This is a genomic window from Chitinophaga caseinilytica (assembly GCF_038396765.1).
Classification (GTDB): Bacteria; Bacteroidota; Bacteroidia; order Chitinophagales; family Chitinophagaceae; genus Chitinophaga; species Chitinophaga caseinilytica.
Map to the genome: position 1 here is coordinate 5,162,928 of NZ_CP150096.1, position 26,994 is coordinate 5,189,921.

The window sequence follows — 26,994 nt, forward strand, 5'->3', positions numbered from 1 at the left end:
CCATTTATTTAACAACTTGAAGAATTCCGTTCATCCCACGCCAGTGGCCGGGAAAGGTGCATACGAAAGGATAATCCCCCGGCAGGGCGGGCGCCGTGAACGTGAGGCTCACCGTTTCCCCCGGATTGAGCAGCCGCGTGGCATGCAGCACTTCCGGCACTTTGGGCACATATTGCATTTTGGAAGCGTTCGGATCGCGGACCATGGCATCGGCAGCGGCGCCTACTTTCGCGAGGGTACCGGGTTTGAGGATGAGCAGGTTATGCTGCATCCCGTCCGGGTTTTCGAGGCGGATCGTTACCTTCTGTCCGGCTTTCACGCTGAGTTTTTTCTTGTCGTACTGCATGATGTCTTTCACGACCTTCAGATCGATCACCAGTGCAGGCGCCGCTTCGGATGCGGGTTTGGGGGCAGAACGGTCGAGCGTGAGGGTCACGTTGCGCAGCTGTCCCGCGAAGCGGTCTTCCGTCCGCCAGCCATCTGTTTTTACATTGAACAGCCCCGGCGCCTTGCCGCTTCCTGCCGCTTCTCCGTTAATCTTCAGGCGGATGTTCCCGTTCTTGCCCAATTGCGCTTCCACGTCGGCCTTTTCGGGCAATTCATCTGTAGAAACGGCCCTGTAGGTTTTTCCGGCCTGCACCACATCCATTTGCAGTTTGCCGTTGCGAACGGCGAGCGTGTAGCCGTTAGCGGCATCGCCCTGCGAAAGGATCGTGCCGGAAGGCGTTTTCACTTCCCGGGAAGCACCCACCGCGGCCCTGATCGTTATTTCCTTACCATTTACGTCGGGCGCGGCGGGCATGAATCCGCGGGGATCTAAAGCATAGTCTTCGTGGTATAACGCTTCCGTTAATTGCTTCGTGAATGCGCCCGCGGGCGTTGTGGCTTTGCCTGCGGCGGACAAAAACCCTTTCTCATGGCGTACCGCCGCCGCCAGCAAGGCTTTGGCGAGGAAGGGGTCTTTCCCGTTCTGCGCCACCGCGCTCATGCGGTAAACGGCCCCACCGGCGGCTTCCGACTCGGGATATTCCACCAGTTGCTTGATGGCGGCCAATCGCACCTGTAAATCCCTGTCCTGCAAAATCCCGCTGGCGATGAGCGCCGCCTGGCCTTTCGCGGTTTTCGGCAGCACTTCCACTGCCGCTTTCCGTACGCCAGACGCCGGATGTTTCAATGCCGCCACGAACACCTGGAACGTGGCCGCGTCTTCGAGGCCCAGGCCGTGGAGCGTCCAGAGGGCGTGTACGACAGGACTGTTCAATCCTACCGCATCTACCGCCCTGCCGGCAGCTATTTTGCGCAGCACAGGCGCCATGTCCGTGTGTTTTTCTTCTACGATGAGGCGCTGTGCCGTCATCCGCCAGAACATGTTTTCGTTCATTATTCCCTTGCGGAGCGAAGCCGTGTCGTTTCTTGAAAGGCGCACCGGCGCGTAGGGTTTCGCGTTTTTGTACACTACCCGGTAAATACGGCCGTGCGATACGTCGCGATGCTCGCTCTCGAAAGCATTGCCTTTGCCATGGGGCTGTTCGGTGAAGGGAAGGATGGTTTCCCGGGGCGCCTGTTCCTTCACGAACACGTTATGCTGGATGATGAAATTATACCAGTCGGCCACCCAAACCGCGCCATCGGGGCCGGTTTCCGCGTGAACGGGGCCAAACCATTCGTCGGAGCTCGCCATGAGGTTCCAGCCGTCTTTCTCCTTGAACCCGGCCCCATCTTTTTCGATGATGGCGCTATGCACGAGGCGGACGGTCGGTTCGTTTACGAAAGCCACCCGGTTCCAGTATTCCTTCGGGAAACTGCGGGCCGTATAGAAATGGTGGCCGGTGGCGGAGGTGAACCCGCCCATAACGTCTACCTGGCGGAGGTTCGGCGTCATGGCATGCACGTCGTAGTGCCCGTCGATCTTTTGCACGGGATCGGCGGGGCCCACGTCCAGTTTGCGCTGCATGTACCAGAACGGCATGGAGAACCAGGCGCTGTGGGTATTGTTGGCGGTGGAAATGAAAACGTGATTGTCTTCCGTGAAGCCCAGGCCCCAGGTGTTGTTGGACGTCCGGCCGAGGAACTTGAAATCCGACCCGTCGGGCTTGAAATGATACACGCCCTGCGGGAATTTCTGCCGTTCCCCGTTGATGGTGCCATCAAACCCGGAATACCCCGTCACGCCCCATATTTTGTTATCGAAGCCGTACTGGAGGTTCGACGGACCGGCGTGCGTATCCTGCTTTCCCCAACCGGTAAAAATCACCTTGCGCACATCGGCCTTATCGTCTCCATCCGTATCCTGCAGAAAGAGGAAATTCGGGGCCATGGACACGATGACGCCGCCGTTGGCGAAAGCGATGCTGGTGGGGATGTTGAGGCTGTCGGCGAAGACGGTGAATTTATCCGCCCGGCCGTCGCCATCGGTATCTTCGCAGATCTTGATGCGGTCGTTGGCCGTGGAGTCCGTTTCCACGAAATCATTGGGATAGTCCACCGTTTCCACGATCCAGAGCCTGCCGCGCTCATCCCAGGCCATGGCAATGGGTTTGGTGATGTCGGGCTCCTGCGCGAAGAGTTGTATTTCGAATCCCGTTGGTACCTGCGTAAGCTTGTTGGACTCCCCGGGCGGCAGGGCTTCCTGGAATTTGGGAACGTTGTAGCGTTTGGTGTAATCCGCGATGGTATCGGAGTTGTAGATATCGACATCAGGGATTTTCGCTGCCGCGATGCGGCCCCTCGCTTCCTCCCCGATCGCTTCCAAGACGGCATTGCGGATGCGGTCGAGGAAAGCGACGTGCTTCCAGGCTTCGTCGTTTTTACCATCAGGGAACACGACCACGCGCCCTTTGCCGGGGTTGCCGGATGGCTTCGTCCAGGCCAGGGCGCGGAGGCCTTCTGCGCCCTGATGCAGTACCAGCAATCCTTTCCCGCCGTCAACGAAAGCGCGGAGCGCGGCCTGTGCAGCGGCGGATGGCGGATTGGCGGTGCAATAGATCACGGCGTCGAACGCGGCGAGTTTTGCGGGCTGGAGATCGTCCTGCCGTTCGGTGTAAGTAATATTGACGCCGCTTTTGAACAGCTTCGTAGCCAGCCAGGTGGCCTGCACGTTGCTGCTGCTGCCTACGAACAGGGCTTCCGCTCTTCTCCCCGCATCGCTTCGGGGCGCGGGCGCCCATGCACAGATAATTCCTGTCAGTAATATAGCCAGTATTCGTTTCATGTCGTCAGTTGTTTGATGATGGATGGGATTCCGCAGGCGCCAGCAGCACCGGTTTGTACCCGCCTCTCCTGCTGAACCAGAAAATCAGGCCCAGGTAGCAGAGGAGCATGATGACGGGGAATATGGAAACGGTGCGGAGCGCGTCTTTCTTCGCGCCTTCACGGACATCCCGGATGGTTTCCTTCGCAGCCACGGGTGCGGTTTCCAGCCTTGCATTATCGAGCACGCGGTATTCGCCGAAGAGGCTTTTGCGTTCCTGGGTGAGATAGGTGGCGTGAAGGGCGGTCTGGTTTTCGGCGTCGTAGCGGACGAGGTTCTTGTCCAGCTGCTTATCCTGCACGAATCCCAGGATCACCGCACCGATAACGCCTACGCCCACCTGCCCCACGGCCCCCGTGAAATTGAGGGCGAGCACGCCGCCCCGGGGGAAGCGTTCGGCCACAACGCCCAGCATCGTTCCCCACAAAAACGTCTTGCCCAATGCGTAGACCGTAGCCGCCACGAGGATCATGGCGCCGGTAGACCACGACAGGAAATTCAATCCCGCGAAGGCGACGGCGGCGCTCACGGCCAGCAGGCCCAATGGGGAAAAACGATGGACGATCGGCCCGGCATAAAATCGCAATACCGCCATGATAAGCGAAGTATAAATCAGGACCCACCCGCCCTGGAGGCCCATTTTAGCCATTTCGGGCGTCATGAGGTCGGTGATCCAGCTGTCTGTCCCCAGCTCGGTGGTGGCCAGTAAAACCATGACGAGCAACAGGAGAATGAACATCGGCCGCCCCCACGATTTTACCACGAGCCCCGCGGCCGCGGTGATGCCCAGCGTTACGGCGATCTTTCCCGCCAGCGACCAGTTCAGCAGGCTGCCGGCCTGGAACACGCACAGCGACACGATGAGCAGAATGCCGAGGATGCCCACTTCGCGCACCATGTCCAGATACGACACGCCCGCCTGCACCCTTTCACTCACCGGGAATTTCTTCCCCATGATCATCCATCCGTAGGCTATTACCGGCAACAAAATGCAACCGATCATGATCTCCCATCTCACCTGAAAATGTATCAGCGCAATGCCCAGCAAGCCGGCCAGCACCATTCCCGCCGGCCATCCGGCATGGAGGATGTTGAGCCATTTCGTTTTTTCGCGCGGGTACATGGTGGCCACTACCGGGTTCACCACCGCTTCGGCCGCGCCGTTGCCCAGCGCGAAAAGCAGCGTTCCGAAATAGAGCATCCAGTAACCCGTGGCCATAACGGTGAGCAGCACGGAGGCGCAATGGCAGGCGAAAGCGAAGATCATGGCCGATTTGTAGCCCACTTTATCGATGACGAGACTGAACAGCACGATGCTGATCCCGAAGGGCCAGAAGCTCACGCCGAAAATTTCGCCCTGCTGGGTTTTGCTGAGCCCGAACTGCATGCCCCATCCGTCCATGAGAAAAGAACGGAAAACGAACCCGAACGCCGAGGCCACCAGCACCGTAAAACAGCCCCAGAAGAGCAAACGGCGGTCTCTGCCGCCGAGGTCCGCCGCAGCCATGGCGGCGTGCGGCGGGGCGGTTGTAATCATATCCATACTTGAATTTTTTTAGTGTCTGCCTGCTATCTGCCCAGCGTCAACCGGCGGATGAGCGCCGTTTCCGATGCATCGTAAGGGCGCCCGTCGGGCCGGAAGATATCGTGGAACCACACCTTCGGCTCGGCGCCGTCTTTCATGGGCGTGTCCCAGGCGTAAATAGTGTTCGATTTGCCCTGCACCAGGCCCCAGTTCACTGCAATGATGCCCCGCTCTTTCAGTCCGGGCAAGGTATTGGCGAAATGACTGTTGCGCGTGCGGGCCATGTATTCCGTGCACACCAGCGGCTTGCCGGTGGCCTTCAACAGGGAATCCGCAACGATGAGGTGCCTGTCTGTGTAGTCGTGGTAAGTGATCACGTCGGATTGCTCCAATTGGAATTTTGTGAGATTTTTCAGGTTGAAATTCCATACGCCCGCGCTCAGGGGCTGGCTCGGGTTCACGGTACGGCCCCAGATGAACACGTTTTTCAGCAAGGGCATGGATTTATCGCCCCATCCGGAATTGCCGGGCTCATTGTAAAGGTCCCACAGCAGGATGCGGCGGTCTTTGGCGAAAGTTTTGAGCACGTCTTTCACGTAAGTTTCCAGGGTGGCCATGAGCGAGGGATCGTCGTGGAGAAGGCGCCCCGGGTCCTGCACCCAGCCCGAGTTGTGGATGCCCGGTTTGGGTGCAGGCTGCGTTCCCGCGGCGTATGTAGTGTTCCAGCAGTCGTCGAAAATGGTGAAGATCGTGCGGATGCCATGGCGGTTTGCGATGGTGAGGTACGTGTTCATGCGCTGCTTGAAGCCGGCTTTGTCTTCTTTCCAGGCCAGGTGATGGAGGTACACGCGCATCACTTTCATCCCGATACCCGCGGCATAGCCGAGATCCCGGGAAATGGTGGCCGTGTCGAACGATCCCGCCTGCCACATCTCCAGCTGGTTGATGGCCGAAGCCGGGTAAAAATTGGCGCCCGCCATCCATGGGGTGGACTTATGCCATTTCCATGCTTGCTCTTTAGACCATACCGGCCTTTCGTTTTGCGCTTTCGCCGGCATCACGAACGCCAGGCAAAACAGCCATACATGCACAATCTTTCTTTTCATAATACTCGTTTAAACTATTGTCAAAGGTTAATCTTGGTGACAGGAGAAAATATCATGTCTTCCACACCCTGCAACTTCAATCCTACCCTTGCGAAGATGTAAGACTGGGCCGGTACCAGCGCGGGAACGGTCACTTCCATCGACACGCTCGCCGGATCGGTAATGGCGCCCGCGTTCTTCTGCGACGATGCGATGCTGTAATCGCCGCCGCTGGATACGAAAGCCGTTTTGTTGATGTACAGGTTCACGCGCTCCACGTTCTTGCCGTCTGCCCCGTTCACGATCTTTTCCAGCGCGAAAGTGGCCGTTACCTTTCCGGAAGCCGCGCTCATGTTCACGTTGCGGATCATGTAGAAAGGCGTCACTTCCAGGTCGAGCTGCTGGTCGCCGCTGATTTTGATGGCGATGGAATCCGGCCGCCCGTCGGGCAGTTTCTTCCAGAGGAAAGGTCCCTGGCCGTTGGGCACGGTGAGCTTGTAATCGCCTTCGAACAGCAGCACGGAGAAAGTGCCTTCCTGCGTGAAGGTGGTGTTGGACACGGGCCCCACTTTCCCGAAACCGAACTGGTACAGCTGGAACGGTACCTGGTTGTATTCTACCGGGATGCCCTGGCCCTGGTACACGAGCCGGCCATGAAGGCGCGCCTGCGGCGGATCGTAGTTGTCTTTCTTGCACGAAGCCGCCAGCAAGGCCAGCAGGGGAAGTATATATGCAAAACGTTTTTTCATGATCGGAGGATTTTTGGTTTAGTCCTGGTTCGGGTTGGGAACGATCTTCGGGTTGTTGGACCGGATATCGTTGTTGATGAACGAATAGTAATTGCCGAGCCGGAACCGGTTGGTGCCCGTCACCAGCGGCGATTTGATGATCCGGTAAATCCATTTCCCGTGGGTCGGGCTGCCGGGATGATGGATTTTATACGGCCAGAGCGAGTACGGCTGCGTGTTGTGCTTGGCCGGCGAACCGATGTTCGACAGCAGGTCTGCCTCGTTCATGGGCACGCCATCCCACAGCACATGCGCGTTGCGCCATCTTTTCTGGTCGAACACGATATGCCCTTCGAAGGAAAGCTCCGCGCGGCGCTCGTGCATGATGCGGCCGAGGTTGATGTCTCCCGCGCCGAGGGGAACAATGAGCCCTGCGCGCTCGCGCACCTGGTTCATGTAGCCCGCCGCCACCCCGGTCTGCCCCAGTTCAAAGGCGGCTTCGGCAGCGTTCAGCAACACTTCCGCATAACGGTACCGGATAAACGGCACTTCGCTCCCCGTGCCCCGCGAGCCCGATCCCACGGTGGGGTCGAGGTACTTGCGGAGATAGAAACCGGATTGCGCGGTAAATTCCTTGCCGTGGATGGGCCCGTCGAACCCGACTACCTGCACCGGCTGCGTTTGCCCCGGCAGGGTTTTCTGGGAACCGCGGTCGTCTCCCGTGATTACGGAACCGTCTGCCAGCACGTATCCTGCCCAGATATCCACCTGGCGGCGCTTGAAGCTGGTGCCCGGCAGCATCACCGTGCCGGCGAGCCGTGCATCGCGGCCGGCGAAAATATCCGTCTGGTTGTTGTAATAGATCGGGTTGCCCGCGCCATCCTTGATCGGCAGCGGCCCGAACGTGTTATCGAGTTTTTCGAAAGCCTGCACCAGGTTCAGGGAAGGATTGATCCTCCCGCCTTCTTCCTCTTCGGCCCCGAAGCGCGGCTGGTTCACCTGCGTAAACCCGTGCACTTTCCCGCTTTTCAGTTTGAAATCCTCGATGAAAATGCTTTCGGGATTGCTCACCTTGTCGTAAAACAGCGCCGCGAAATTCTCGGAAAGGTCGGCGTTGCGCTTGTACAGCCCGTAAGTTCCTGCCGTACCGGTGATGAGGAGCTGCGCCGCGGCGAGGGATTTGGTGTAGTAATCCTGCGCTTTCGCGACGGGGATGCCCACTTCGCCGCCCGGCAAAGACACCGAAGGCGTGAGCCCGCCGTATTTGGCGATGGAGCCCGCATACAGCGCCGCCCGGCACTCCATGGCCAGGGCCGCACCGCGACTGGCGCGCGATTTCACGTTCACATCGGCCGGCAGATCGTTGCGGATGGCTTGCATTTCGGCGATCACGAAGTCGTACATGGCCGCTTCGGTAGTACGCGCATGCTGGAGATACGTGGGGTCGCCCTTGTAGTCCCAGGTCATGGGCTCGAGGACCAGCGGTACGCCGCCCATCCTTTTCACCATTTCGAAATAGTAATAAGCGCGGAGGAAGCGCCCTTCGGCCGCGAAACGCTTTTTCTCGTCGTCTTTTAACTTGGTGGCCGCGCTCAGCCTTTGCAGGAAGAGGTTCAGTTCGCGGATGAGGGTATAGTCCCAGGTGCTCCAGGCCCCGAAATCCCACTGGTTGCGCTCCACGATCGACTTCGGCCCGCCGTTCTGCGACGGAAAGCTTTCGCTGAAATCCGCCATCGATTCCCAGTTTTTTACGGTGGAGAAATCGGACTGCCGGTTGTAGAAATTCGCGAGCATCGACAGCACCAGCGCGGGATCGTTGAACGCCTGCTCGTTATTGAGAATGTTCGTCGGGTCTACGGTGAGGAATTCGCTTTCGGGCTTGCATCCCCCCGCAAACATCGACGCCAGTAATATGATGGAAAAAATCTTTTTCATAACGGATGATTGAAGGATTAGAATGAAAGACTGCAGCCAACGTTAAACACCTTGCTCTGCGGATATTGCAACCCGTTCGTTTCCGTGATCTCCGGATCGGTGCTGTAGGCTTTCATGTTGTCGAGGATGAAGAGGTTGTACGCATTCACGTAGAAGCGCGCTTTCTGGATTTTCGCACGGTTCACCAGCGGCGTGGGCAAAGTATACCCCAGCTCTATCGTCCTGGCGCGGAAATACGTGATGTTGTGGTTCCAGAAAGTAGACGCGCGGTTGTTGCTATGCCCCTGGTCGTTGTAGCGCAGCGCGGGATACTTGCCGGATTGCCATGCACTGTTGCGATCGTAAATATCTTCCCTGTGCCAGCGGTCGGTGAATATCTTGTTCAGGTTGCCGTCGTTAATGAAAGGCACTTTCATCTCCCATTCCTGGATCCAGGTGAAATGCGAGGCGCCGGAGAAATCGGCCGTGAAATCGAACCCTTCATATCCCAGCCCGATCTGCAGGCCGAAGTTCATGTTGGGTTGCTGGCCGGAAGCCCAGCCCATGGGCCGGCGGTCGTTATCGGTGATCCGCCCGTCGCCGTCCACGTCTTTGTAGATAATATCCCCGGGCAGGAGGCTCCTGTTGCCCTTTCCGTCGATGTTGACGGGATAGTTGTCGATCTCTTCCTGCGTTTTAAACTGCCCCACGGCTTCCCATCCCCAGGTAAAGCCCTGCAAACGGCCTTCGCCGGAATTGAAGTAGCGGTCTACCGAGTTGAAGAACAGGGGATTGTAGGAAGAAATGAACTGGCCGCGGGAATAGGAGATGTTTCCACCGATGCGGTACGACAATTTCCCCGACTTATCGCTGTAACTGAGCGAGAAATCCTGTCCGAAACGCTTGTCTTTATTGATGTTTTCATCCGGCAGCGCATACCCGAGCTCGGAAGGCAGCAGGATGTCCTGCTTGCGGCCGCGGAGCCCGTTCCGTTTGCGCACGAAGTAATCGAAAGCGCCGTTCAGCCGTCCGCCGAGCATACTGAAATCGAAGCCCACGTTGGTGATGGAGCTTTCCAGCCAGCTGATGTTCGTGATGGGAACGCCCCGGTCGCGCGAGCCCACTACGGCCACGCCGTCCAGTATCGCGATACCGTCGTTGTAGTTATAGCCTTCGTAGTAGGCGAATTCCGCCAGGCCGAGCGCCTCTCCGTCATCGCCCAAAATCCCGTACGAACCGCGGACTTTGAAATCTGTCAGGATGCTCCCATTGCCCACGAGGTTTTTCATGAACCCTTCTTCCGTGACGCGCCATGCGGCCGACACACTGGGAAAGTAGCCCACGCGTTTGCCGGGCGCGAAGAGGAACGAGGCATCGCGGCGCATGAGGCCCTCGATGAAGTATTTGTTGCCGTATTCGTAGTTCAGGCGGCCGGCGATACCGGTACGCGTCTGGCGGTTGTCCTGGTCGGTGTAGGTATCCGAAGTATTGAAATAGATGAGCGGCAGCTGGTTCGAGATGGGCACGGCGTGGATCCAGTTGCGGAGGCGCTGGTTGTTGATGCGCTCGCTCACCACCATGGCGTTGATCTTGTGGTCGCCGAACTTCCTTTCATACCCGATCCGTATCTGCGAGCTCTGATTGATCTGCTTTTCCTGGTTGCGCTCCCGCCAGGGGTTGGTGGAACCGCCCGTACGGGTGTAGGTATCGGTGGAAGGATTGTAGGTGTAGGTATCGTAAGTGTACTCGTGGTTGTTGAGGATGTTGTCCGCCATGTAATACGAGTACAGTCCGCTGATCTTGAGGCCTTCCACGAAGGGGACGTCCCATTCCGCGTCGAGGTTCATCTGGAGCTGGCGCCAGTCGTTCTTGAACTTGCCGGCGTAGCGGGTGTTGAGGTAGCCCCAGTTGGTTTCGTTATGCTTGATATCGTTCAGGTAAGCCGGATTGTCGTTGGCGAAAGGGCGCTCCATGGGCGTGTTCCGCAAAATGGCGAAGCGCGCCTGCCAGTAGTCGTCCACTCCGGGAACACCGGGATTGTCGCGGGTTTCCACGCGGCCGTTGATGCTCGTTCCCACGCGCAGGCCGTTGGCTACTTTCGCGGAAATATTGCTCTGGATGTTGGTACGGGTGAATTTGTATTCGCGCCCCAGCACAGAGTTCTGGAACGTCCGCGTAGCGGAAACATAATACGTTACGCGATCGGTACCGCCGGTAAAGTTGAGATTGTACTGGTTGAGCGGGGTATTTTCCTTGACGATATAATCCCGCCAGTTGAAACTTTTATAGCCGTAATCCGTGCCCAGCCGGTACTTCTCCAGTTCTTCGGGCGTGATGTTGGTGGTGATGGGATTGTCGCCGATATTGGGGAACCGGTTCATTTCGGCTTCGGCTTTCAGTTTCATGTACTCGTGGGAATTGTCGAGCACGTCGATGAAGCGCGTCCAGCTCTGGAAGCCCCAGTTGGCGTCGAGGTTAATGGAACTGCGGCTGCCGATGCGGCCCCTTTTGGTTTGCACCACCACTACCCCGTTGGCCGCGCGCACGCCGTAAATGGCGGCAGACGCGTCTTTGAGGAAAGAAATGCTTTCGATGTCGTTAGGTGAAATGTTGTTGAACTGTCCTTCGTCCTGCTGCACCCCGTCGATCACGTAAAGCGGCCGGCCGAGGTTGCGGATCTGGATGGATGCGGAAGCGCCGGGCCGCCCGTCGGCCATCCGGAACGATACGCCGGGCACTTTCCCCGCGAGCGTGGTGCTCACGGTGGCGCCGCCGCGCACATTGCCGATGTCTTGTGCGGAAACGCTGGAGATGGCATTGGTGAGGGATTTTTTCCGTGCCGCGCCATATCCTACTACCACTACGTCCGTCAACTCAGTGGCGGAACTGAGCAGGGCCACGTTCATGGCCGTTCCCGGCGTGGCGGCCAACTCCTGGGTACGGAAGCCTACCATGGTAAAAACGAGAATGGCATTGGGTTTCACCTGGATGGTGAATTGCCCGTCGGCCCCGGAAAGCGTACCATTACGGGTACCTTTTTCATAAATGGTAACCTGTGGGAGCGGCGATCCGGCGCTGTCGCGCACGAAACCCGAAACCTTTTGCGGGCCTGTCTGCGCAAAGGCCCCTGCCAGTGGCAGGCAGAGCAACAGCAGTAGGAGTATCTTCGGGATACCCGCCGTCGCTGCTTTTTGTAGTGCAGTGTCGTTCATACGTGAAATGATTTTGGGTGATTAAAGGATGCTGTCTTCAATCCCCGGCTGGGCCGGTCTTTTTCATACCATGAATTCGACGAACCATTAGACGTGTGATGTTCCTACCTTCGCATACGCAATAGAAGCCCTGTCCGGCCGTGGGACCGGTTTTCGCGGGGAGCTGTCATATTACTGGCTGATATCAGTTTTTCTTCAACGCAGATCAAAGAAAGAAAAAACATTCGGCAAGCATTGGCCGATTCATTTCAATTTTTCGCCATTTCGTTTCAATCCCTCGCCATCCTCCCGGATATTTTTATATTTACGTAGCCTTATAATTCCACCACGTTGCAGTCGATCGTTTCCATACTGACTTTGCTATGCCTTTCCTTCGCTACGCCCGTAGCGGCGCAGCAATTCTATTTCAGGGATTACCAGGTGGAAGACGGCCTGTCCCACAACACCGTGTTCTGCGTGGTGCAAGACAAGCAGGGGTTCATCTGGGCGGGCACCAAAGACGGGCTCAACCGGTTCGACGGGCGAGAGTTCCGCGTGTTCCGTGAAAAGGCGGGAGACAGTACGGCCATCGGCGACAATTTTATTTTCTCTTTGTGTGTGGACGATAACGGCCAGTTGTACGTAGGTACCGGGAACGGACTGTTCCGATACCTCGCGGCCACGGAAAGCTTCGAACGGGCGCCGTCTCCGGCTGGCCAGGATGCGAACGCGCTCAGGGCAGACCGGCAGGGGAATATCTGGTTCGTGAGCTGGGGGCGCCCCTGGCGGTACGACCCCAACAAAAATATCTGTGCGCCCGTTTCGGGTAGCGGCGTTCCACCGGCTGTCAGCAATATCCATATCGCCAAAGATGGGAAAGTATGGTTCGCCACGCCAGGCGGAGACATCCGGCTGCTCGGCGACTCCCTGGGCCGGTGGGACGTATGGCATCATTCCCCCAAACCCCACACCCACCTCATCACGCATCTGCATGCATTGCCAGACGGAAGATTGCTGGTAGGCACGGCCAACCAGGGCCTCAAACTCCTCGATCCCGCGAAAAATACGTATGAAGATATCATCACCTGGTCAGACGGCGACGTGGGTGTCTATGTGCGGTACATCGCCCATCACGGCGGAGACGACTATTGGATCGCCACGGAATCGGGGATCTACATCGTCAACGTAACCTCCAAACATTGCATCAATCTGCGGAAGCAGTACAATAATCCGTACAGTCTTACCGACAATGCCATTTACTGCCTCCACAAAGACCGGGAAGGCGGCATGTGGGCGGGGAGCTATTTCGGGGGCATCAATTACTACCCAAAACAATACACGTATTTCGAAAAATACTGGCCAGACAATACCGCGCATACTCTCAGCGGCAACGCCGTCCGCGAAATATGCGAAGACATGTACGGGAACATCTGGGCGGGAACGGAAGACAATGGCGTGAACCGCGTGGATGTGAAAACCGGCCGCATCCGGCAGTACACGCCCCGCAACAACGGCAGCAAAGCCCTCTCCCACACCAATATCCACGGATTGTACGCAGACGGGAACCGCCTCTGGATCGGCACGCTGGACAACGGCGTGGATGTGATGGACATCCGGACGGGCAATACCGTCGCCCATTTCGCCGCCGGCCCCGAATCGTTTTCCAGCAACTTCATTTTGTATTTCTACCGCACGCGCGACGGCGATATGCTCGTAGGCACCGGCCGCGAACTGGCGCGCTACGACTCCGCGGCGGGGCGTTTCCGGAAAGTGGAAGAAGTGCCGGTCAGCAGCCAGCGCAGCATCGCCGAAGCGGCAGACGGAACGCTGTGGATGGCCACTTCCGACAACGGCGTGCAATGGTACCGCAAGCGGACCGGCGAGCATGGCGGATATCATCACGACCCGAAAGATTCGTTCTCCCTGGCCGGGAACAATGTCAATACCATTTTGATCGACCGGTCGCAGCGGATCTGGGCGGGCACGGAAGGACGGGGGATTTCGCGGCTGGACGGCAGCGGCCGCTGGCGGCATTATACCATGGCCGAAGGGCTCCCGAGCGATTACATTTTCCGGTTGCTGGAAGACCGCAGGGGCAGGATATGGGCCACCACATCGCGGGGGCTCGTGCAGCTGGAGCCGGAATCCGGCGCGGTGAAGATATTTACCACGAGCCATGGCCTGCTCAACAACCAGTTCAACTACAATTCCGGGTACCAGGATAAAGAAGGCAACATGTACATCGGCTCCGTAAAGGGCATGATCCGCTTCAATCCCGATAAATTCCTGCCCGATACTTCCGCCGCGCCGGTGTATATTACGGGGATGGACGTGCGCAACATGACCATGGGGCCAGACGAAAAGCGGAACATCCATTATTCGAAGAAGATCACGCTGCCGTACGACAAAGCGAATTTCAACATCGCCTTCGCCGCGCTCAGCTTCACGGCGCCCGACCTTATTTCGTACGCTTACCGGATGGAGGGGCTGGACAACGATTGGATATGGCTGAAAAACAACCGTACCGTATATTTCACCGATCTCAAACCGGGCCATTACACGTTTTACGTCACCACAACGGATGCGAACGGGAAGCGCCGCCCCGGCGCGGCGATGCTGCAGATCGAGATCACGCCGCCTTTCTGGGCCACGTCGTGGGCGTATTTGTTGTATGCCCTGGCGTTCGTTTCCACGGGTTATTACGCCATTGCGCGATACCACCGGCAGCAAACGTTCAAGCAGAAGCGGCGGATGGAAGCATTGCAGTTGAAGAAGGAAAAGGAACTGTACCAGGCGAAGGTGGACTTCCTCACCAACGTGGCCCACGAGATCAATACGCCGCTCACGCTCATCAAAGGGCCGCTGGAAGAGATCATGGAGCACCCGGGCGCGCTCGCCGAAAACAAGCATCACCTGGCCATTATGGAACGGAACACGAACCGGCTCGTCCAGCTCACGAACCAGCTGCTGGATTTCAGGCAGACCGAAGCATCGGGGTTCCGGCTGGATTTCGAACTGCTGGATTTGCGGAAGATTTTGCAGGATACGTACGATAACTTCCGCCTTCCCGCGCAGCAACGCAAACTCCAGTTCCATGTGGAATTGCCGGAAAACGAACTGAACGCCTGGGCCGACGAGGAAAGCGTCAACAAAATATTCAGCAACCTCTTCAGCAACGCCATCAAATACGGGCAAACGAAGGTGGAAGCCAGGCTGGAAACCGCCGGCGGACAGGTGCGCCTGACCGTGGCCAACGACGGGCCGCTCATCCCGGAAGACATGCGCGAGCGCATCTTTGCGCCCTTCGTGCGCCTGCGGGAAAACGAAAAACAGAAAGGCACGGGCATCGGGCTGAGCATCTGCCGGTCACTGACGGCGCTTCACAAGGGAGAATTGTACGTTACCGCCGAAAGCGGCCTCAATATTTTCACCTGGACCATCCCCGAAGGAGCGTCCATCAACCTGGTAAATTAACACCTATGCAACCTGTTATACTGCTGGCAGACGATAACGAAGAGATCCTGGACTTCGTTTCCTCCATCCTTCAACCCGAATACCAGGTCATCCGCACCGAAAACGGCCGCGATGCCGTAACGCTGCTGCACCAGGAAAACGTAGACCTCGTTATTTCCGACGTCATGATGCCGTTCATGGACGGTTTCGAGCTGTGCAAAACCATCAAGACCACGTTCGCCATCAGCCATATCCCCGTCATCCTCCTCACGGCCAAAAACACGCTGCGTTCCAAGATCGAAGGGCTGGAAACGGGGGCCGATGCGTATATCGAAAAACCCTTTTCCACGGCTTTCCTCAAAGTCCAGATCGCCAACCTGCTCAGCAACCGCAATAAAATCCGCCAGTACTTCGCCAGCACGCCGCAGGCGCCCATCCAGGCGATGGCGCACACGAGCGAAGACGCGGCGTTCCTCCATTCCATCCACCAGTTCATTTTGCAGGAGCTGGAAAATACCGAGCTGGACGTGGAGCACCTTTCCCGCCATGTGAACATGAGCCGGGTAAGCCTCTACCGCAAAATCAAGGCGATCTCCGACCTCACGCCCCACGAGCTCATCAATGTTACCCGCCTCAAGAAAGCCGCGGAACTCCTCGCCTCCCGGAACCTCCGGATTTATGAAGTGGCCATGATGACCGGGTTCAAATCCCAAACCCATTTCGGCAAGAATTTCATCAAACAATTCGGCGTATCCCCCAGCCAATACGTGCAGCAACAACGCGGCATCACCGCGGAATGATCATCCTTTTTCAGCTATTATTTATTGTTTTTCGATAAATTTATTTTGATTTTCGAGAAACACGGTTTAGCTTTGTCCTAACAAAAAAGAATTACCGATGCAAGGACAAAGAACTTTTACCGCCGTCAGGGCTTTTGTCAACGTCATCTATTATGCAGTGGCGCTGCTGGCGCTCGTTGTCGTGATATTAAAATCCATGGCGTTCGTGATGGGCAGTAGTGAACTGACAGATACCACCCGGCAATTGACCGTCAATTTCGACGTGAAGGCGTTCCCTCCCAAAGACACCCTGCCTCCCCAACTCATTTACGGCAGTTTGAAAAATGCGGCACTGGAGAAAAAGCAGGATATGTTTACGCTCCGCACCACTGCCCGTTCCCCATTGGGCATTTACAGTTTCATCATCACGGTACTGGGCGCCATCGCGGTGGTGACGGGCATGGGATGGTTGCGGAAGATTTTCAGGGATACTTCGGAGAAAGTGCCTTTCCTGGCCATCAACGCCATTCGCATCCGCAATATCGGGCTGCTGCTCATTGCGGCAGACGCGGCGCGCCTGATCGGGTATTTTATATTCAACAGGATGACGAATCCCTATTTCACGCCTTATTTCCAGCAGTTGGTGGACGTGGGGAACAGCTTCTGGATGGGCCTGTTATTGCTGGCGCTCGCCGTGGTGTATAAACGCGGTGTGGAAATTTATCAGGAAAACCAGTTAACGATCTAAGTATGCCTATCATCGTCAATCTAGATGTCATGCTCGCCAAGCGAAAGATGCAGCTGACGGAGCTTTCGGACCGGATGGGCATTACCCTCTCCAATCTGTCCATTCTAAAAACCGGAAAGGCGAAAGCCATCCGGTTCTCTTCTTTGGAAATGATATGTGAAATATTGCAATGCCAGCCGGGCGACATACTCGAGTACGTGCCCGACCGGCCCGATAAAAAAGTTTAAGGCTTCGCCATGGCTTTGCGGAGCATGTCCACGCTTTTGCGGACGCCCGTTTCAGCGGCTTCCTTGCCTTCGAATTCGATGGAGATATAGCCTTTGTAATTCGCTTCGCGGAAGATTTTTATGATGCGCTCGTAATCGAGATCCAGCGTGTACCATTCGCCACCGCCGTAGTAGGTTTTGGCCTGCACGAAATCCGCATGGGGCGCTACCATTTTCAGTTTGTCGTACGGGTTTTCGAGGAAGTTGCCGGTATCGAGCAACAATCCCATCCACGGCGAATCGATGGCTTTGCGGATGCGCAGCAATCCTTCGGGCGAAGACGTGAGGCCCCAGTGGTTCTCGATCGCCAGCATCACGCCGCATTCCGCCGCTTTGGCGAGGCATTGCTGAATACTGTCGATACACCATTTGAACGCATCGTCTTCGGTATATCCGGGAATGGCGGGCTCCACGCCTCGGGCGGCCATGAGATCGTCGAACGATTTGATGGTGCCCCATCGCCCGGAGTTCAGGCGGATGCAGGGAATGCCCATTTTATAGGCCAGCTCGATGCATTTGATGGTATGGTCGATATCTTTTTGCCGCTCGGCTGCGTCGGGCGACACGAAATCCTGGTGGATCGACAGCGAAACGAGGTCTACACCGTTGCGGAACGCATGGCGTTTCAGCTTTTGCAGATAGGCGTTGTCTTCGCTTTCCATCTGGCGGTGGAGGATGTCGACCCCTTCCACATCGAGCGCGGCGGCTTCGTCGATCACTTTTTCGATGGGCACTTTCGGTGTTTTGAAATGCCAGTAGGAGTAGGTGGAAATCGCCAGTTTGAAGGGATTTACGCGAGCAGCGGGGCTCGTGGCGGCCGCTATGGCCGATCCTGCGGGGATGCCCAGCAGCGCGGCGCTGCCCAGGCCGTTCCGCATGAATTCGCGACGGGAGATAGACATATTCACTGTTATTTAAAGGGTTCCCTTCAAAATACACAAAATCTTCCACGCCGCTTGCGGCATTTTTTTTGCTGATAAACTGGTATGGACGTCATCCTCCACGAAATCGAAAAATTTACCGACCAGGCGCACGGCAGTCAAACCCGGAAATACTCGCCAGACCGATACATCGTGCATCCCATGCGCGTCATGCGGATATGTGAAGGCTATACGCAGGCAACTCCCGTGCTCGCCGCCGCCATCCTGCACGATGTGCTGGAAGATACGCCCATCCACAAAAACGAGCTGGCGCGCTTCCTGCACGGCATCATGGCCCCGCGCGAAGCCGAGCGCACGATGCACCTGGTCGTGGAATTGACGGACGTGTTCACCAAACAAGCCTACCCCACCTGGAACCGCCGCAAGCGCAAGGCCGCCGAAGCGAAGCGCATCGCTGCAAACAGCCCGGAAGCGCAAACCATCAAATATGCCGATATCCTCGACAATTGCATGGGCATTTCCGGCCACGACGCCGAATTCGCTCCCGTTTTCCTCCACGAATGCCGGCAATTGCTCAACATGATGGACAAAGGCGACGCCGCGCTCAAAAAGCGCACGGAATCCGTGATCGCGGAAGAACTGAACGCATTGTCCCAAAAACGCTAATCCACAAAACTTTCCAGGAACGCCCGCGCGAAATCGGAGGCCTCCACCTTGTTGGCCAGGTTCTTTTTGAAAGGAACGCGCCTGGCCGGGAGGAATTTCGCGGGTTGCACGATGTGGTAAAACGGACGGGAAACGTCCTGCGAATTGCCGAGAATAATGAAGGTGAGCTTGCGGCCCGGCACCATGAGGAACAGGGCCGAATACCCGTACCACCAACCAGTATGCCACACCACTTTTTCCCCTTTGTATTTCGTTGTAAACCAGCCTTGTCCGTATTGGATGGACTTCCCTTTCGGGGTCACGAACGGCGTCCACATCGTGTCCCACTGCGCCGGGGTGAGGAACTGCCGTTCGTCTATCGCCACGGCGTACCTGGCGAGATCGGCCACATTGCTCACCAATCCCGCCGCCGGCCCGAAACCGTAATGGAAGTTGACCACCTTTACCAGTTTGCGTTCCTTTTTGTTCCAGTCGTACGGTACGGCCATGGTGCTGATGAACGCCGCGCTATCGAGCCCAGCCAGCCGGAAACTGGCGGGATCGTCGGGGCTCGGGGCGGTTTGCGACATACCCAACGGCCGGATGATCCTTTCCATGAGCAATTCCCCGAACGGCCGGCCAGACGCCTGTTCGATCGGCAATCTCAACTGGTTGTACCAGCCGCCGTTGTAGATAAATTTCCGCCCGGGCCTGAAGCCGTTGAAATCGTTGCCCGCGGCGGTATGGGTGAGCAAATGCTTCAGTTTGATGCGGGGATCGCTGCCCCAGCGCGCGCCGAGCTGAATGCCATATTTATTGATGGGATCGTTGATGGACAATTTGCCTTCGTACGCCAGTTGCATGAGGATCACCGCACCGAAGGTCTTCGTCACGGACGCCACCTGGTAATTGGTGTGCTCATCTGGCACGATGCCCCTGTCGATATCGGCGAAACCGAAGCCCTGGCTCCAGGCGAGCCTTCCGTTGGCCACAATGCCCACGCTGAGACCGGGGATGTGGTACCGCGTTCTGTACTGTTCGATTTTTTGGCGGAAGGAGGTCATGAATGCGGAATCCCCCAGGCGGGAAAGCCGGTCGTTGGCAGGCTGCTGTCCCGCCGCCGCGAGGGCGACGAAGAACAGCAACTGGATAGTCAGGATGGAACTGCGGAGCATACGGTCAATCTTTTTTGACGCAAACATCCGTATCCACCGCATGAATAACTACTCAAATCGCGATTTGATCGTTCAATTTGCGGGATTTGAGTTTAAATAGTATGCAGATCAGTTCTTTTCGGAAATTTCCTTCACCGCGGCCAAGGCCTTGGGCCACATGCCGGCGAACATTTCAGCGTATTCGCTTTTATCGTCGATGTCCATTTCGATGAGCAGGCGCGTGCCACCGTCGATATCCTGCAGCCGGTAGTTTTCATGTGCGCCGTTCCATTGCTGTACTTCGGGGCTCGTGGTGTCTTCCACGCCGCCCATGATGGTGCCGAGGTGCTCGATAGACATGAATTCGTTGGGGATGTTCTCCGCGATCCGGGAAACCATGCCATCGCCGTTACCGTCGGTGAACAGGGCGCGGCTGCCTTTTTTCCAGTCGGTCGTCACCTGGGAGTTTTCGTTGAAGGCTTTGGTCCATTGCGGATAGGTTTCAACGCCGAACAGCGTTTCCCATACTTTTTCGCGGGGCGCATGGATGTCGATCTGGTGTGTTTGCTTGTTCATGACTTTGGATTTTTTTGGGTGAATGGATACTGGATTCAGCACAACAAAGATGCCGAACAAGATCAAAACTGCCGCGGTGCGCTTACGACAAAAAAGGGGGGATTTTCGCCACAAGCGGGGATTGTGCTTTTCTTAACATAAAAAAACCTACCTTTAGGGCGATAGAAACTCACTGAATTCTCCTCTTATCACCGTCTCTTTTAGTGCTCTCTCTCTTTTCCTGACGGTCTTATCTTTTGAATTTGCTGCTTTTCACCGCATCCAATCATTAAACGGTAGGTTCAAAAATGCTTTTCATATTAATATTTTTCGTGCTGCATTGGTATTTGTCGCTGTTCTCTCAGACGTTTTTCCAACACAGATATGCTTCTCACCGCGCGTTCCACATGAACCGTTTCTGGGAGAAGTTCTTTCATATTTTCGCTTACCTCACACAGGGATCTTCGTACATGAGCCCCCGCGCCTATGCCATTATGCACCGTATGCATCATGCCTATACGGACACGGAGAAGGATCCGCATTCCCCGCAATATTCACCTAACGTGTTTGCCATGATGTGGCGCACCCGCCGTGTGTATCTCGATATCGTTGGAGATAAGACGGAAGTGGAAGAGCGCTTCCTGAAAGGGTTGCCGGAATGGCCGGCGTTCGACCGCTGGGCCGGCAGTGCTTACAGCCGCCTGTTATGGGTGGGTATTTACATTACCATCTTTGCCCTCTTGGCTACTTCGGCCTGGCTCTGGCTGTTACTACCGATCGTAATCGCCATGGGCGCCGTGCATGGGGCCATCATCAACTGGTTCGCGCATAAATACGGCTATCATAACTTCAAGCTGAAAAATACTTCCCGCAACCTGTTCAACCTCGATATTTTCATGCTGGGAGAATCTTATCATAACAATCATCATAAACGTCCTTCCTCCGTCAACTTCGGTTTTCGCTGGCACGAGCTAGACCCGGTATACCCGGTGATCAAGCTGCTGGCATGGCTGCGGGTGATCCGGCTTAACAAGCCGCAGCTGGTGGAAGCGCATTAATCTTTTTTCTTTTAATTCAAAAATAAGTTCACTATGAACCTGTATGTTTCCAATCTCATGTCGTCTCTGCGCGATGAAGACCTTTTCGATATTTTCTCCGCCTTTGGCCGTGTGGAATCCTGTAAAGTGATCGTTGATCGCTATACCGGTGTATCCCGCGGGTTCGGGTTCGTGGAAATGCCCGAGCGCCAGGAAGCCCTCGACGCCATCCGCGAGCTGGAAGGCCGCGACATCGAAGGCCGCCAGATCAGCGTATCCGAAGCCAAGCCCCGCGTAGACCGCGACCGCGGCGACCGTAGATACTAGCGCTTACTATTCCGAAGCAATAAAAAATCCCTTTGCCGCCAGCTCGTCTGGTAGCAAAGGGATTTTAGTTCGTATAACCTGCCCGGTCAGAGATTCCCTTTCTTCAGCTCCTCCACCGCATGGTTCGCCGCCCTGGCCGTGAGCGCCATGTACGTCAGCGAAGGGTTCTGGCAGGCGTTGGAAGTCATGCAGGCGCCATCTGTCACGAATACGTTCGGCGCGGCATGCACCTGGTTCCAGGCGTTGAGCACAGACGTTTTCGGATCGCGGCCCATGCAGGCAGTCCCCATTTCATGAATGGCCTGCCCCGGGAAAGAGTCGCGGTTGAAGGGTGTAACGTTTTTCAGTCCGGCCGCTTCCAGCATCGCTACAGCTTCCCCGTCCATATCCTTGCGCATTTTCTTTTCATTTTCCTTGAATTCGGCATCGAACTGCAGTACCGGCTGGCCCCAGGCGTCCTGCTTCGAGCGGTCGAGCACCACGCGGTTGTCGTAATAAGGAAGGCATTCGCCGAAGCTCATGAGCCCCATCTGCCAGGGGCCCGGCTCCGTCAGGTAATCTTTGAAAGCCGCGCCTACGCCCAGTTCCGCCACGCCCCTCGCCCAGTTGCCCCGTGCGCTGAAGCCGGTGTACTGGAACCCGCGGAGGTAATCGCGCTTGTCGCCATTGAGGTTCACGAACCGCGGGATGAAGAACCCCGCAGGCCGGCGGCCGTAATAATATTTATCGGCGAACTCTTCGGAAGTGCCGCTGGCGCCGGCGTGGAAGTGATGATCCATCAGGTAGCGCCCCACGATGTCATGATCGTTGCCCACGCCGTGCTGGAACCTCGTGGAAGTGGAATTCAGCAGTAAAAAAGTGCTCGCCATGGCCGAGGCGTTGAGGAACACGATTTTGGCGTAGTATTCCGTCATCTCCTTCGTGTGCTTGTCGATCACGCGGACGCCCGTGATTTTTTGCGCCTTTTCGTCCCAGATGAGGGAATTGACGATAGCATCAGGCCGGAGCGTGAGGTTACCGGTTTTGGCAGCTGCAGGCAATGTCGAGGAATTGCTGGAGAAATACGCACCGAAGGGGCAACCGCGATCGCAGAGGTTGCGGTATTGGCAGCTGCCGCGCTCGCCGATGGGCCGGGTCAGGTTGGCGGTGCGGAACATGGTCATCTTCCTGCCGGGGAACGCTGTTTCGATCCTTCCTTTCACGGCTTTTTCGAAGCAGTTCATTTCCATGGGCGGCTGGAAAACGCCGTCGGGCACCTGCGGGAGGCCTTCGGCCTGGCCGCTGATCCCGGCGAAAGCTTCCACATAGTCGTACCAGGGCGCAAGGTCTTTGTACCGGATCGGCCAATCGACCCCGATGCCTTCTTTGGCGTTGGCTTCGAAGTCTTGCTCCCCGAGCCGCAGGGAACCGCGCCCCCACATAATGGAACGCCCGCCCACGATGTCGGCCCGCGTCCAGTCGAAGCGTTTGGATTCCGTGTACGGGCTGTCCGTATCTTTTATCCAGTATTTGTCGTTGAACCCGGAGTACACCCGTTCGCGGGTGAGGTAGGGATGGTCTTTGACCTGGCCGGTCGTGAGCCGGCCGCGGTGCTCGATTTCCCAGGGGTCTTTCGTCGCGTTTTCGTAATCCTTGACGTGCTCGAATTGTTTACCGCGTTCCAGCACGAGGGTTTTCAGGCCTTTTTCACATAGTTCCTTCGCGGCCCATCCGCCGCTGATACCGGACCCCACCACGATGGCGTCGTAGGTATTGGCTGCTTTTGCTGTCAGATTCAGGTGGATCATCGTCGTATAGTTAGGTTTCTGCTTCCTAAACAACTAAAAATCCCCAAAAAATCCGCACCAGCCATCACATTTTTGGTTATTCATGCACATACCGCCAGGCGAAACGCGCGTTGGGCGCAGCGTCTCCGTTATCCAGCCAGCCGATGCCGCCAGCGCTCAGGGGAAAATTATCCGCCCATTTCAACTGCAATGCAAATTTGCCGCCTTTGATGCCCAGCATTTTCTTCGGGATCACCAGTTCCATTTCGTTGCCTCGCTGCCGGCATTTTATTTCACTGCCGGACGACCAGCCACCCGCGCCGGTAAAGCGTTGCAGCGTAGCTACGTTCGCGTTGTCCGGCTGGTGCTGAACGGTAAAGCCGAACCCCTCCCAGGTGGCGCCCTGCTGGCCTTCTACCTGCAGAAACAACCGCATCCAGTCGGGATCTGTGCGGGGCGACATACCCTCCGCCGTTCTCACGTAGCAGTAAATATTTTTCCCGTCGGATGCAACCGCCGCGGCGATGATGTCGTTCCTGCCGGTAACGTTCGTATATGACCGTATGCGGCCCCAGCCGGGATGATCGCGGTGCAGCACATCGCCCCGGTCGTCCGTATAATGCGTACCGGCATCCCTCCAATCCGAAAAATCCCCGTCCACCGTAATCTTATCCGCTCCCGTTGCCGCTTCCGGCTTGCGAACACCTTTGTATTGCCGGATGAACGACGCCAGCTGGTAATAATAATGATCGGCCGTGACGGCATTGGCCGGCTCCGCATCCCTGCTGAATTCCGCGTTGTAAAGGTCTACGAAAAACGTCTCCCCTTCTTTCGCTTTCTTCCCCAGAAAATCCTGTCCCGCGCTTCCGGCCTTGAACCGCATCGCCACCCATTCGTTCCAGCCCGTTACGAACACGAACTCAGGATCTACTTCCAGCGCGCGTTTCCATTGTTCTTCGAAATACAGTCCCTTTTCGGTGGAAGGTTTCTCCGGCTGTTTCCAGTTATGAAAACTCCGCCCGATGTTGGACACAGGATGTTCCGCCACGGCCACGCTGATCTGTTCCGGCCTGTTTTTCGACTCATGCCAGCCGTACGATTGCGGCGTATGATCGAGCCAGGTCCATTTGTCTTTCCCATCGCCGAACCATTTCTGCCCTTTGCTCCAGGCCCACGATTGCCGCACGCTGAAAAACGCGCCGATCTCCGGCGTCACCGCTTCCGGCGGACACAGCAGCAGGGGTTTGCCTTTCCAGTAAAACCACAGGTCTTTGAACAGTTCCTTTTTATAGATCGAATTGTAAATGTTCTGCACCGTTTGTTCCGGCGCGCTGTTCACGATAAACGCGATCGACGGTGCCGCTTCGCCTTCCGCCCGAAGTTTCCGGTACGTTTCCGCGATTTTGGTGACCTGCGGCAGGTAAATGGGCCCGTTGGTGACGTCGAAGATGATCACGTCGATGCCTGCGTCGGTAAGCATTTGCGCGTGTTTCCGGATGATCCACTCGTCGTCTGGCAGGTAATACCCGAAGTAAGGCTCGCCCCAATGGTGGAACGCGTGCACCGGGCCGTATTGCGGATTGGCGGGATTCGCTTTCAGCAATTCCGTGATGTCGTACGGGCTCACCGTATCTCCCGGCGATTTGGGGACCACGCCGCCGCCCGGGCCGCCGGCAACGTGCCGGTCGTAGCCGTGCGCGCCTTGCCAGATGAAATAGAAAATTCCCACGTACCGGTCTTTTTTCGGGGCGGGATAGCTCCCCGGCGCAAGGGTCCTTCCCAACCCGTCGGTAGCCGCCCATTCATCGGCCCGGTGCGGCGGAACGGCCACGGGCGTTGTGCCCTGCTGTGCAAAAACCGCCTGCGCGGCCATGATGGCGGCGCAGGCGGTGAAAATGATTTTATTCATGATGCGATTGCATGGTTTTCGTTATTCGTTCCATCCCGGGTTCTGCCAGTTCACGCCGGTCAATTCACGGATTTTGTCTGCCTCGCCCTGGTCGAGCGGGTACAGGAGGAACCGGTCTTCGTTAGAGGAGCGTGCGGTAAATTTAAATCGCTGGTAAGACAAAACATCGTTGACTTTCGTGATCCGCATGCCGGTCACGAACTGGTCTGTCTGTTGCAGGATTTTCCATCGCCGCACATCGAAGAATCGATGTTCCTCGAAAGCCAGTTCCACCGCGCGTTCGTTCCGGTATTTCTTCTCGAAGGCTTCCTTGTTCATGCCGGCCGGGAACGCTGGCATACCGGCCCTTGCGCGCACGGCGTTCACCGCTTCGCGGGCGCTCATGCTGAAAGCACCTACCGTCACCTTGGCATCCGGCCCTACGGCCTGGTTGGCGGCCTCGGCGAAGTTGAGGTACAGTTCTGCGAGGCGGATGAGGCGCACGGAGCCGTCGGCATTCGCGTTCTGGGCCGATTTCCAGTTGTTGAACTTGCGGATGTAGTAACCGGTGCGGGTGTTGCGCCGGTTATCTTCACTGATCCCTTCCGTGCCGCCAACGAACGTTTCGATCTTTTTTCCGGCGGGCTGATCGAGCCGGCGTACAGCGCCGTTGTACCAGATCGACGCATAAAACCTGGGATCGCGGCCGGTGTAGGGGTTTTGCGGATCGTATCCGGAAGCGGGATTGACGATGGGCACCAGCCTGTCGGCATCGCTGTAGCCGAGGATGGGCGCTTCGCCGTTGGCCATTTCGTACCGGTCGATCATCTCCTGTGTGGGATTGGGCCCGGATTTGGTCATGCTCGGCGTGCTGGGCAGGCCGGCGTTTTGCCACATGGCCATCTGGCCGCCAACGTGGTAGATGGTTTCCTTGTCGCGGGTGCGCATGTCGTTGGAAGTCGTGAAATGGTACAACGCGTACCCGTTCTGCGCGATGGCGGCATCGGGCACTTCGCTGAAGAGGCTATAGCCGTTGGAAAGACAAGCGCCCAGTGCTTCTCCGGTTGTGTTGGCAACATCCTGCCAGGAATATGAACCATCGTTCCATAACGGGCTCGCGGCATAGAGCATCGCCTGGGATTTGACGGCGTAAGCCACCGCCCGGGTCATGATGCCGTATTGGTTTTCGTAGATATCCCAGTTGAAGCCCGGCCGGCCGGGAGGTACCATCAGCGCCGAATCGCATTCCTTCACGATGAACGCTACCACTTCGGAGAACTTCGCGCGGCGGTCTTTCGAGAAATCGTACCCGATGGGCAAAGGTTTATCGAAAATGGGCACACCGCCGTACCGTTTGATGAGCTGGAAGTAATACAGTCCCCGCAGCGCATGGGCCTGCGCCACCCAGGAATTCCGTTCTTCCGGCGTAGCCACGATATTGGCGGAGCGGATGCCGCTGAGGAATACGTTCGTTTTGCGGATACCTTCGAACAGGCGCTGCCAGGGCTGCCCGTCGGACGATTGCCCCCCGTAGCTGGAGGCCGTTACATCGCCGGCGTACCAGGCGCGGTAGCGGGAATTGGCGGTGATATCGTCGCAATCCTGCGCTTCGTCGGTGAACGACGAGCGGTCTACATGCGGCCCGGGAACAAATCCGTAGCAGGAATTAAGGTACCCGCGCGTGTAGTCGTAATCGTTAAAAACTTCTCCCAGTGTGATGCGGCCGTCTTGCGGCAGGTCGAGCTGCTTGTTGCAGGCCAGGGCTGCGGCGGCGAGGAGGAATGGGAATATTTTTTTCATGC

At 56.9% G+C, this 26,994-nt stretch carries 19 protein-coding genes; 7 read left to right on the forward strand and 12 right to left on the reverse strand.

What is annotated here, in order from left to right; all coding sequences use genetic code 11:
• Nucleotides 1-4 precede the first annotated feature (4 nt).
• From WJU22_RS21245 to WJU22_RS21270, 6 genes are read right to left on the reverse strand one after another with little or no spacing between them, the layout of a single operon-like run.
• Nucleotides 5-3,211 carry a PVC-type heme-binding CxxCH protein gene (locus tag WJU22_RS21245; RefSeq protein WP_341840181.1) on the reverse strand — a complete coding sequence of 1,069 codons (3,207 nt, stop codon included), beginning with the start codon at nucleotides 3,209-3,211 and terminating at the stop codon, nucleotides 5-7.
• Nucleotides 3,212-3,215: 4 nt separating this feature from the next.
• Complete coding sequence (locus tag WJU22_RS21250) at nucleotides 3,216-4,793, reverse strand: MFS transporter (RefSeq protein WP_341840182.1); 1,578 nt, start codon at nucleotides 4,791-4,793, stop codon at nucleotides 3,216-3,218.
• Between the two features lie 26 nt (nucleotides 4,794-4,819).
• The gene (locus WJU22_RS21255) at nucleotides 4,820-5,881 is read right to left on the reverse strand and encodes a 1,4-beta-xylanase (protein WP_341840183.1); all 1,062 of its coding nucleotides are present in this window, start codon (nucleotides 5,879-5,881) and stop codon (nucleotides 4,820-4,822) included.
• Between the two features lie 20 nt (nucleotides 5,882-5,901).
• A complete protein-coding gene (locus tag WJU22_RS21260) occupies nucleotides 5,902-6,609 on the reverse strand; it encodes a DUF3823 domain-containing protein (RefSeq protein ID WP_341840184.1) in 708 nt (235 codons plus the stop codon).
• 18 nt (nucleotides 6,610-6,627) lie between these two features.
• Nucleotides 6,628-8,523 carry a RagB/SusD family nutrient uptake outer membrane protein gene (locus tag WJU22_RS21265; protein ID WP_341840185.1) on the reverse strand — a complete coding sequence of 632 codons (1,896 nt, stop codon included), beginning with the start codon at nucleotides 8,521-8,523 and terminating at the stop codon, nucleotides 6,628-6,630.
• A gap of 17 nt (nucleotides 8,524-8,540) precedes the next feature.
• A complete protein-coding gene (locus WJU22_RS21270) occupies nucleotides 8,541-11,714 on the reverse strand; it encodes a TonB-dependent receptor (protein ID WP_341840186.1) in 3,174 nt (1,057 codons plus the stop codon).
• Nucleotides 11,715-12,044: 330 nt separating this feature from the next.
• Between WJU22_RS21270 and WJU22_RS21275 the strand changes: the two genes are divergently transcribed.
• The 4 genes from WJU22_RS21275 to WJU22_RS21290 all read left to right on the forward strand — a co-directional run bounded on the left by WJU22_RS21275 (nucleotide 12,045) and on the right by WJU22_RS21290 (nucleotide 16,900).
• Nucleotides 12,045-15,167: a ligand-binding sensor domain-containing protein gene (locus WJU22_RS21275; RefSeq protein ID WP_341840187.1), complete on the forward strand. Its 3,123-nt coding sequence runs from the start codon at nucleotides 12,045-12,047 to the stop codon at nucleotides 15,165-15,167.
• 5 nt (nucleotides 15,168-15,172) lie between these two features.
• Nucleotides 15,173-15,946: a response regulator transcription factor gene (locus WJU22_RS21280; protein ID WP_341840188.1), complete on the forward strand. Its 774-nt coding sequence runs from the start codon at nucleotides 15,173-15,175 to the stop codon at nucleotides 15,944-15,946.
• 97 nt (nucleotides 15,947-16,043) lie between these two features.
• A complete protein-coding gene (locus tag WJU22_RS21285) occupies nucleotides 16,044-16,673 on the forward strand; it encodes a DUF2975 domain-containing protein (RefSeq protein ID WP_341840189.1) in 630 nt (209 codons plus the stop codon).
• Nucleotides 16,674-16,675: 2 nt separating this feature from the next.
• A complete protein-coding gene (locus WJU22_RS21290; protein WP_425165374.1) occupies nucleotides 16,676-16,900 on the forward strand; it encodes a helix-turn-helix domain-containing protein in 225 nt (74 codons plus the stop codon).
• On the opposite strand, the gene WJU22_RS21295 is transcribed toward WJU22_RS21290, so the two are convergent.
• Nucleotides 16,897-17,841 (reverse strand): sugar phosphate isomerase/epimerase family protein, encoded by a 945-nt coding sequence (locus WJU22_RS21295; protein ID WP_341840191.1) that lies wholly within the window; start codon nucleotides 17,839-17,841, stop codon nucleotides 16,897-16,899. The two genes, WJU22_RS21290 and WJU22_RS21295, sit on opposite strands and share 4 nt — an antisense overlap.
• Before the next feature lie 84 nt (nucleotides 17,842-17,925).
• Here WJU22_RS21295 and WJU22_RS21300 point away from each other — a divergent pair, with 84 nt between their 5' ends.
• Nucleotides 17,926-18,486 carry an HD domain-containing protein gene (locus WJU22_RS21300; RefSeq protein WP_341840192.1) on the forward strand — a complete coding sequence of 187 codons (561 nt, stop codon included), beginning with the start codon at nucleotides 17,926-17,928 and terminating at the stop codon, nucleotides 18,484-18,486.
• Here the strand turns inward: WJU22_RS21300 and WJU22_RS21305 are convergent.
• Both WJU22_RS21305 and WJU22_RS21310 read right to left on the reverse strand, forming a co-directional pair.
• Nucleotides 18,483-19,640, reverse strand: a complete 1,158-nt coding sequence (locus WJU22_RS21305; RefSeq protein ID WP_341840193.1) for a serine hydrolase domain-containing protein — start codon at nucleotides 19,638-19,640, stop codon at nucleotides 18,483-18,485. The genes WJU22_RS21300 and WJU22_RS21305 overlap by 4 nt on opposite strands.
• Nucleotides 19,641-19,748: 108 nt before the next feature.
• Nucleotides 19,749-20,195, reverse strand: a complete 447-nt coding sequence (locus WJU22_RS21310; RefSeq protein ID WP_341840194.1) for an SRPBCC domain-containing protein — start codon at nucleotides 20,193-20,195, stop codon at nucleotides 19,749-19,751.
• A gap of 287 nt (nucleotides 20,196-20,482) precedes the next feature.
• Between WJU22_RS21310 and WJU22_RS21315 the strand changes: the two genes are divergently transcribed.
• Nucleotides 20,483-21,232 (forward strand): acyl-CoA desaturase, encoded by a 750-nt coding sequence (locus WJU22_RS21315; protein ID WP_341840195.1) that lies wholly within the window; start codon nucleotides 20,483-20,485, stop codon nucleotides 21,230-21,232.
• 33 nt (nucleotides 21,233-21,265) lie between these two features.
• Complete coding sequence (locus WJU22_RS21320) at nucleotides 21,266-21,538, forward strand: RNA-binding protein (protein ID WP_341840196.1); 273 nt, start codon at nucleotides 21,266-21,268, stop codon at nucleotides 21,536-21,538.
• An 86-nt stretch (nucleotides 21,539-21,624) separates the two neighbouring features.
• On the opposite strand, the gene WJU22_RS21325 is transcribed toward WJU22_RS21320, so the two are convergent.
• The 3 genes from WJU22_RS21325 to WJU22_RS21335 all read right to left on the reverse strand — a co-directional run bounded on the left by WJU22_RS21325 (nucleotide 21,625) and on the right by WJU22_RS21335 (nucleotide 26,992).
• Complete coding sequence (locus tag WJU22_RS21325; protein WP_341840197.1) at nucleotides 21,625-23,325, reverse strand: GMC family oxidoreductase; 1,701 nt, start codon at nucleotides 23,323-23,325, stop codon at nucleotides 21,625-21,627.
• Nucleotides 23,326-23,401: 76 nt separating this feature from the next.
• Entirely contained in the window at nucleotides 23,402-25,213 is a 1,812-nt protein-coding gene (locus WJU22_RS21330; RefSeq protein WP_341840198.1) for a hypothetical protein, read from the reverse strand.
• A 21-nt stretch (nucleotides 25,214-25,234) separates the two neighbouring features.
• The gene (locus WJU22_RS21335; protein ID WP_341840199.1) at nucleotides 25,235-26,992 is read right to left on the reverse strand and encodes a RagB/SusD family nutrient uptake outer membrane protein; all 1,758 of its coding nucleotides are present in this window, start codon (nucleotides 26,990-26,992) and stop codon (nucleotides 25,235-25,237) included.
• Between the last annotated feature and the right edge of the window lie 2 nt (nucleotides 26,993-26,994).

Bases quoted from the DNA above. Each gene is read 5' to 3' on its own strand.
- WJU22_RS21245 (WP_341840181.1), bottom strand. From the start codon at position 3,211: ATGAAACGAATACTGGCTATATTACTGACAGGAATTATCTGTGCATGG.
- WJU22_RS21250 (WP_341840182.1), bottom strand. From the start codon at position 4,793: ATGGATATGATTACAACCGCCCCGCCGCACGCCGCCATGGCTGCGGCG.
- WJU22_RS21255 (WP_341840183.1), bottom strand. From the start codon at position 5,881: ATGAAAAGAAAGATTGTGCATGTATGGCTGTTTTGCCTGGCGTTCGTG.
- WJU22_RS21260 (WP_341840184.1), bottom strand. From the start codon at position 6,609: ATGAAAAAACGTTTTGCATATATACTTCCCCTGCTGGCCTTGCTGGCG.
- WJU22_RS21265 (WP_341840185.1), bottom strand. From the start codon at position 8,523: ATGAAAAAGATTTTTTCCATCATATTACTGGCGTCGATGTTTGCGGGG.
- WJU22_RS21270 (WP_341840186.1), bottom strand. From the start codon at position 11,714: ATGAACGACACTGCACTACAAAAAGCAGCGACGGCGGGTATCCCGAAG.
- WJU22_RS21280 (WP_341840188.1), top strand. From the start codon at position 15,173: ATGCAACCTGTTATACTGCTGGCAGACGATAACGAAGAGATCCTGGAC.
- WJU22_RS21285 (WP_341840189.1), top strand. From the start codon at position 16,044: ATGCAAGGACAAAGAACTTTTACCGCCGTCAGGGCTTTTGTCAACGTC.
- WJU22_RS21290 (WP_425165374.1), top strand. From the start codon at position 16,676: ATGCCTATCATCGTCAATCTAGATGTCATGCTCGCCAAGCGAAAGATG.
- WJU22_RS21295 (WP_341840191.1), bottom strand. From the start codon at position 17,841: ATGTCTATCTCCCGTCGCGAATTCATGCGGAACGGCCTGGGCAGCGCC.
- WJU22_RS21300 (WP_341840192.1), top strand. From the start codon at position 17,926: ATGGACGTCATCCTCCACGAAATCGAAAAATTTACCGACCAGGCGCAC.
- WJU22_RS21305 (WP_341840193.1), bottom strand. From the start codon at position 19,640: ATGCTCCGCAGTTCCATCCTGACTATCCAGTTGCTGTTCTTCGTCGCC.
- WJU22_RS21310 (WP_341840194.1), bottom strand. From the start codon at position 20,195: ATGAACAAGCAAACACACCAGATCGACATCCATGCGCCCCGCGAAAAA.
- WJU22_RS21315 (WP_341840195.1), top strand. From the start codon at position 20,483: ATGCTTTTCATATTAATATTTTTCGTGCTGCATTGGTATTTGTCGCTG.
- WJU22_RS21320 (WP_341840196.1), top strand. From the start codon at position 21,266: ATGAACCTGTATGTTTCCAATCTCATGTCGTCTCTGCGCGATGAAGAC.
- WJU22_RS21325 (WP_341840197.1), bottom strand. From the start codon at position 23,325: ATGATCCACCTGAATCTGACAGCAAAAGCAGCCAATACCTACGACGCC.
- WJU22_RS21330 (WP_341840198.1), bottom strand. From the start codon at position 25,213: ATGAATAAAATCATTTTCACCGCCTGCGCCGCCATCATGGCCGCGCAG.
- WJU22_RS21335 (WP_341840199.1), bottom strand. From the start codon at position 26,992: ATGAAAAAAATATTCCCATTCCTCCTCGCCGCCGCAGCCCTGGCCTGC.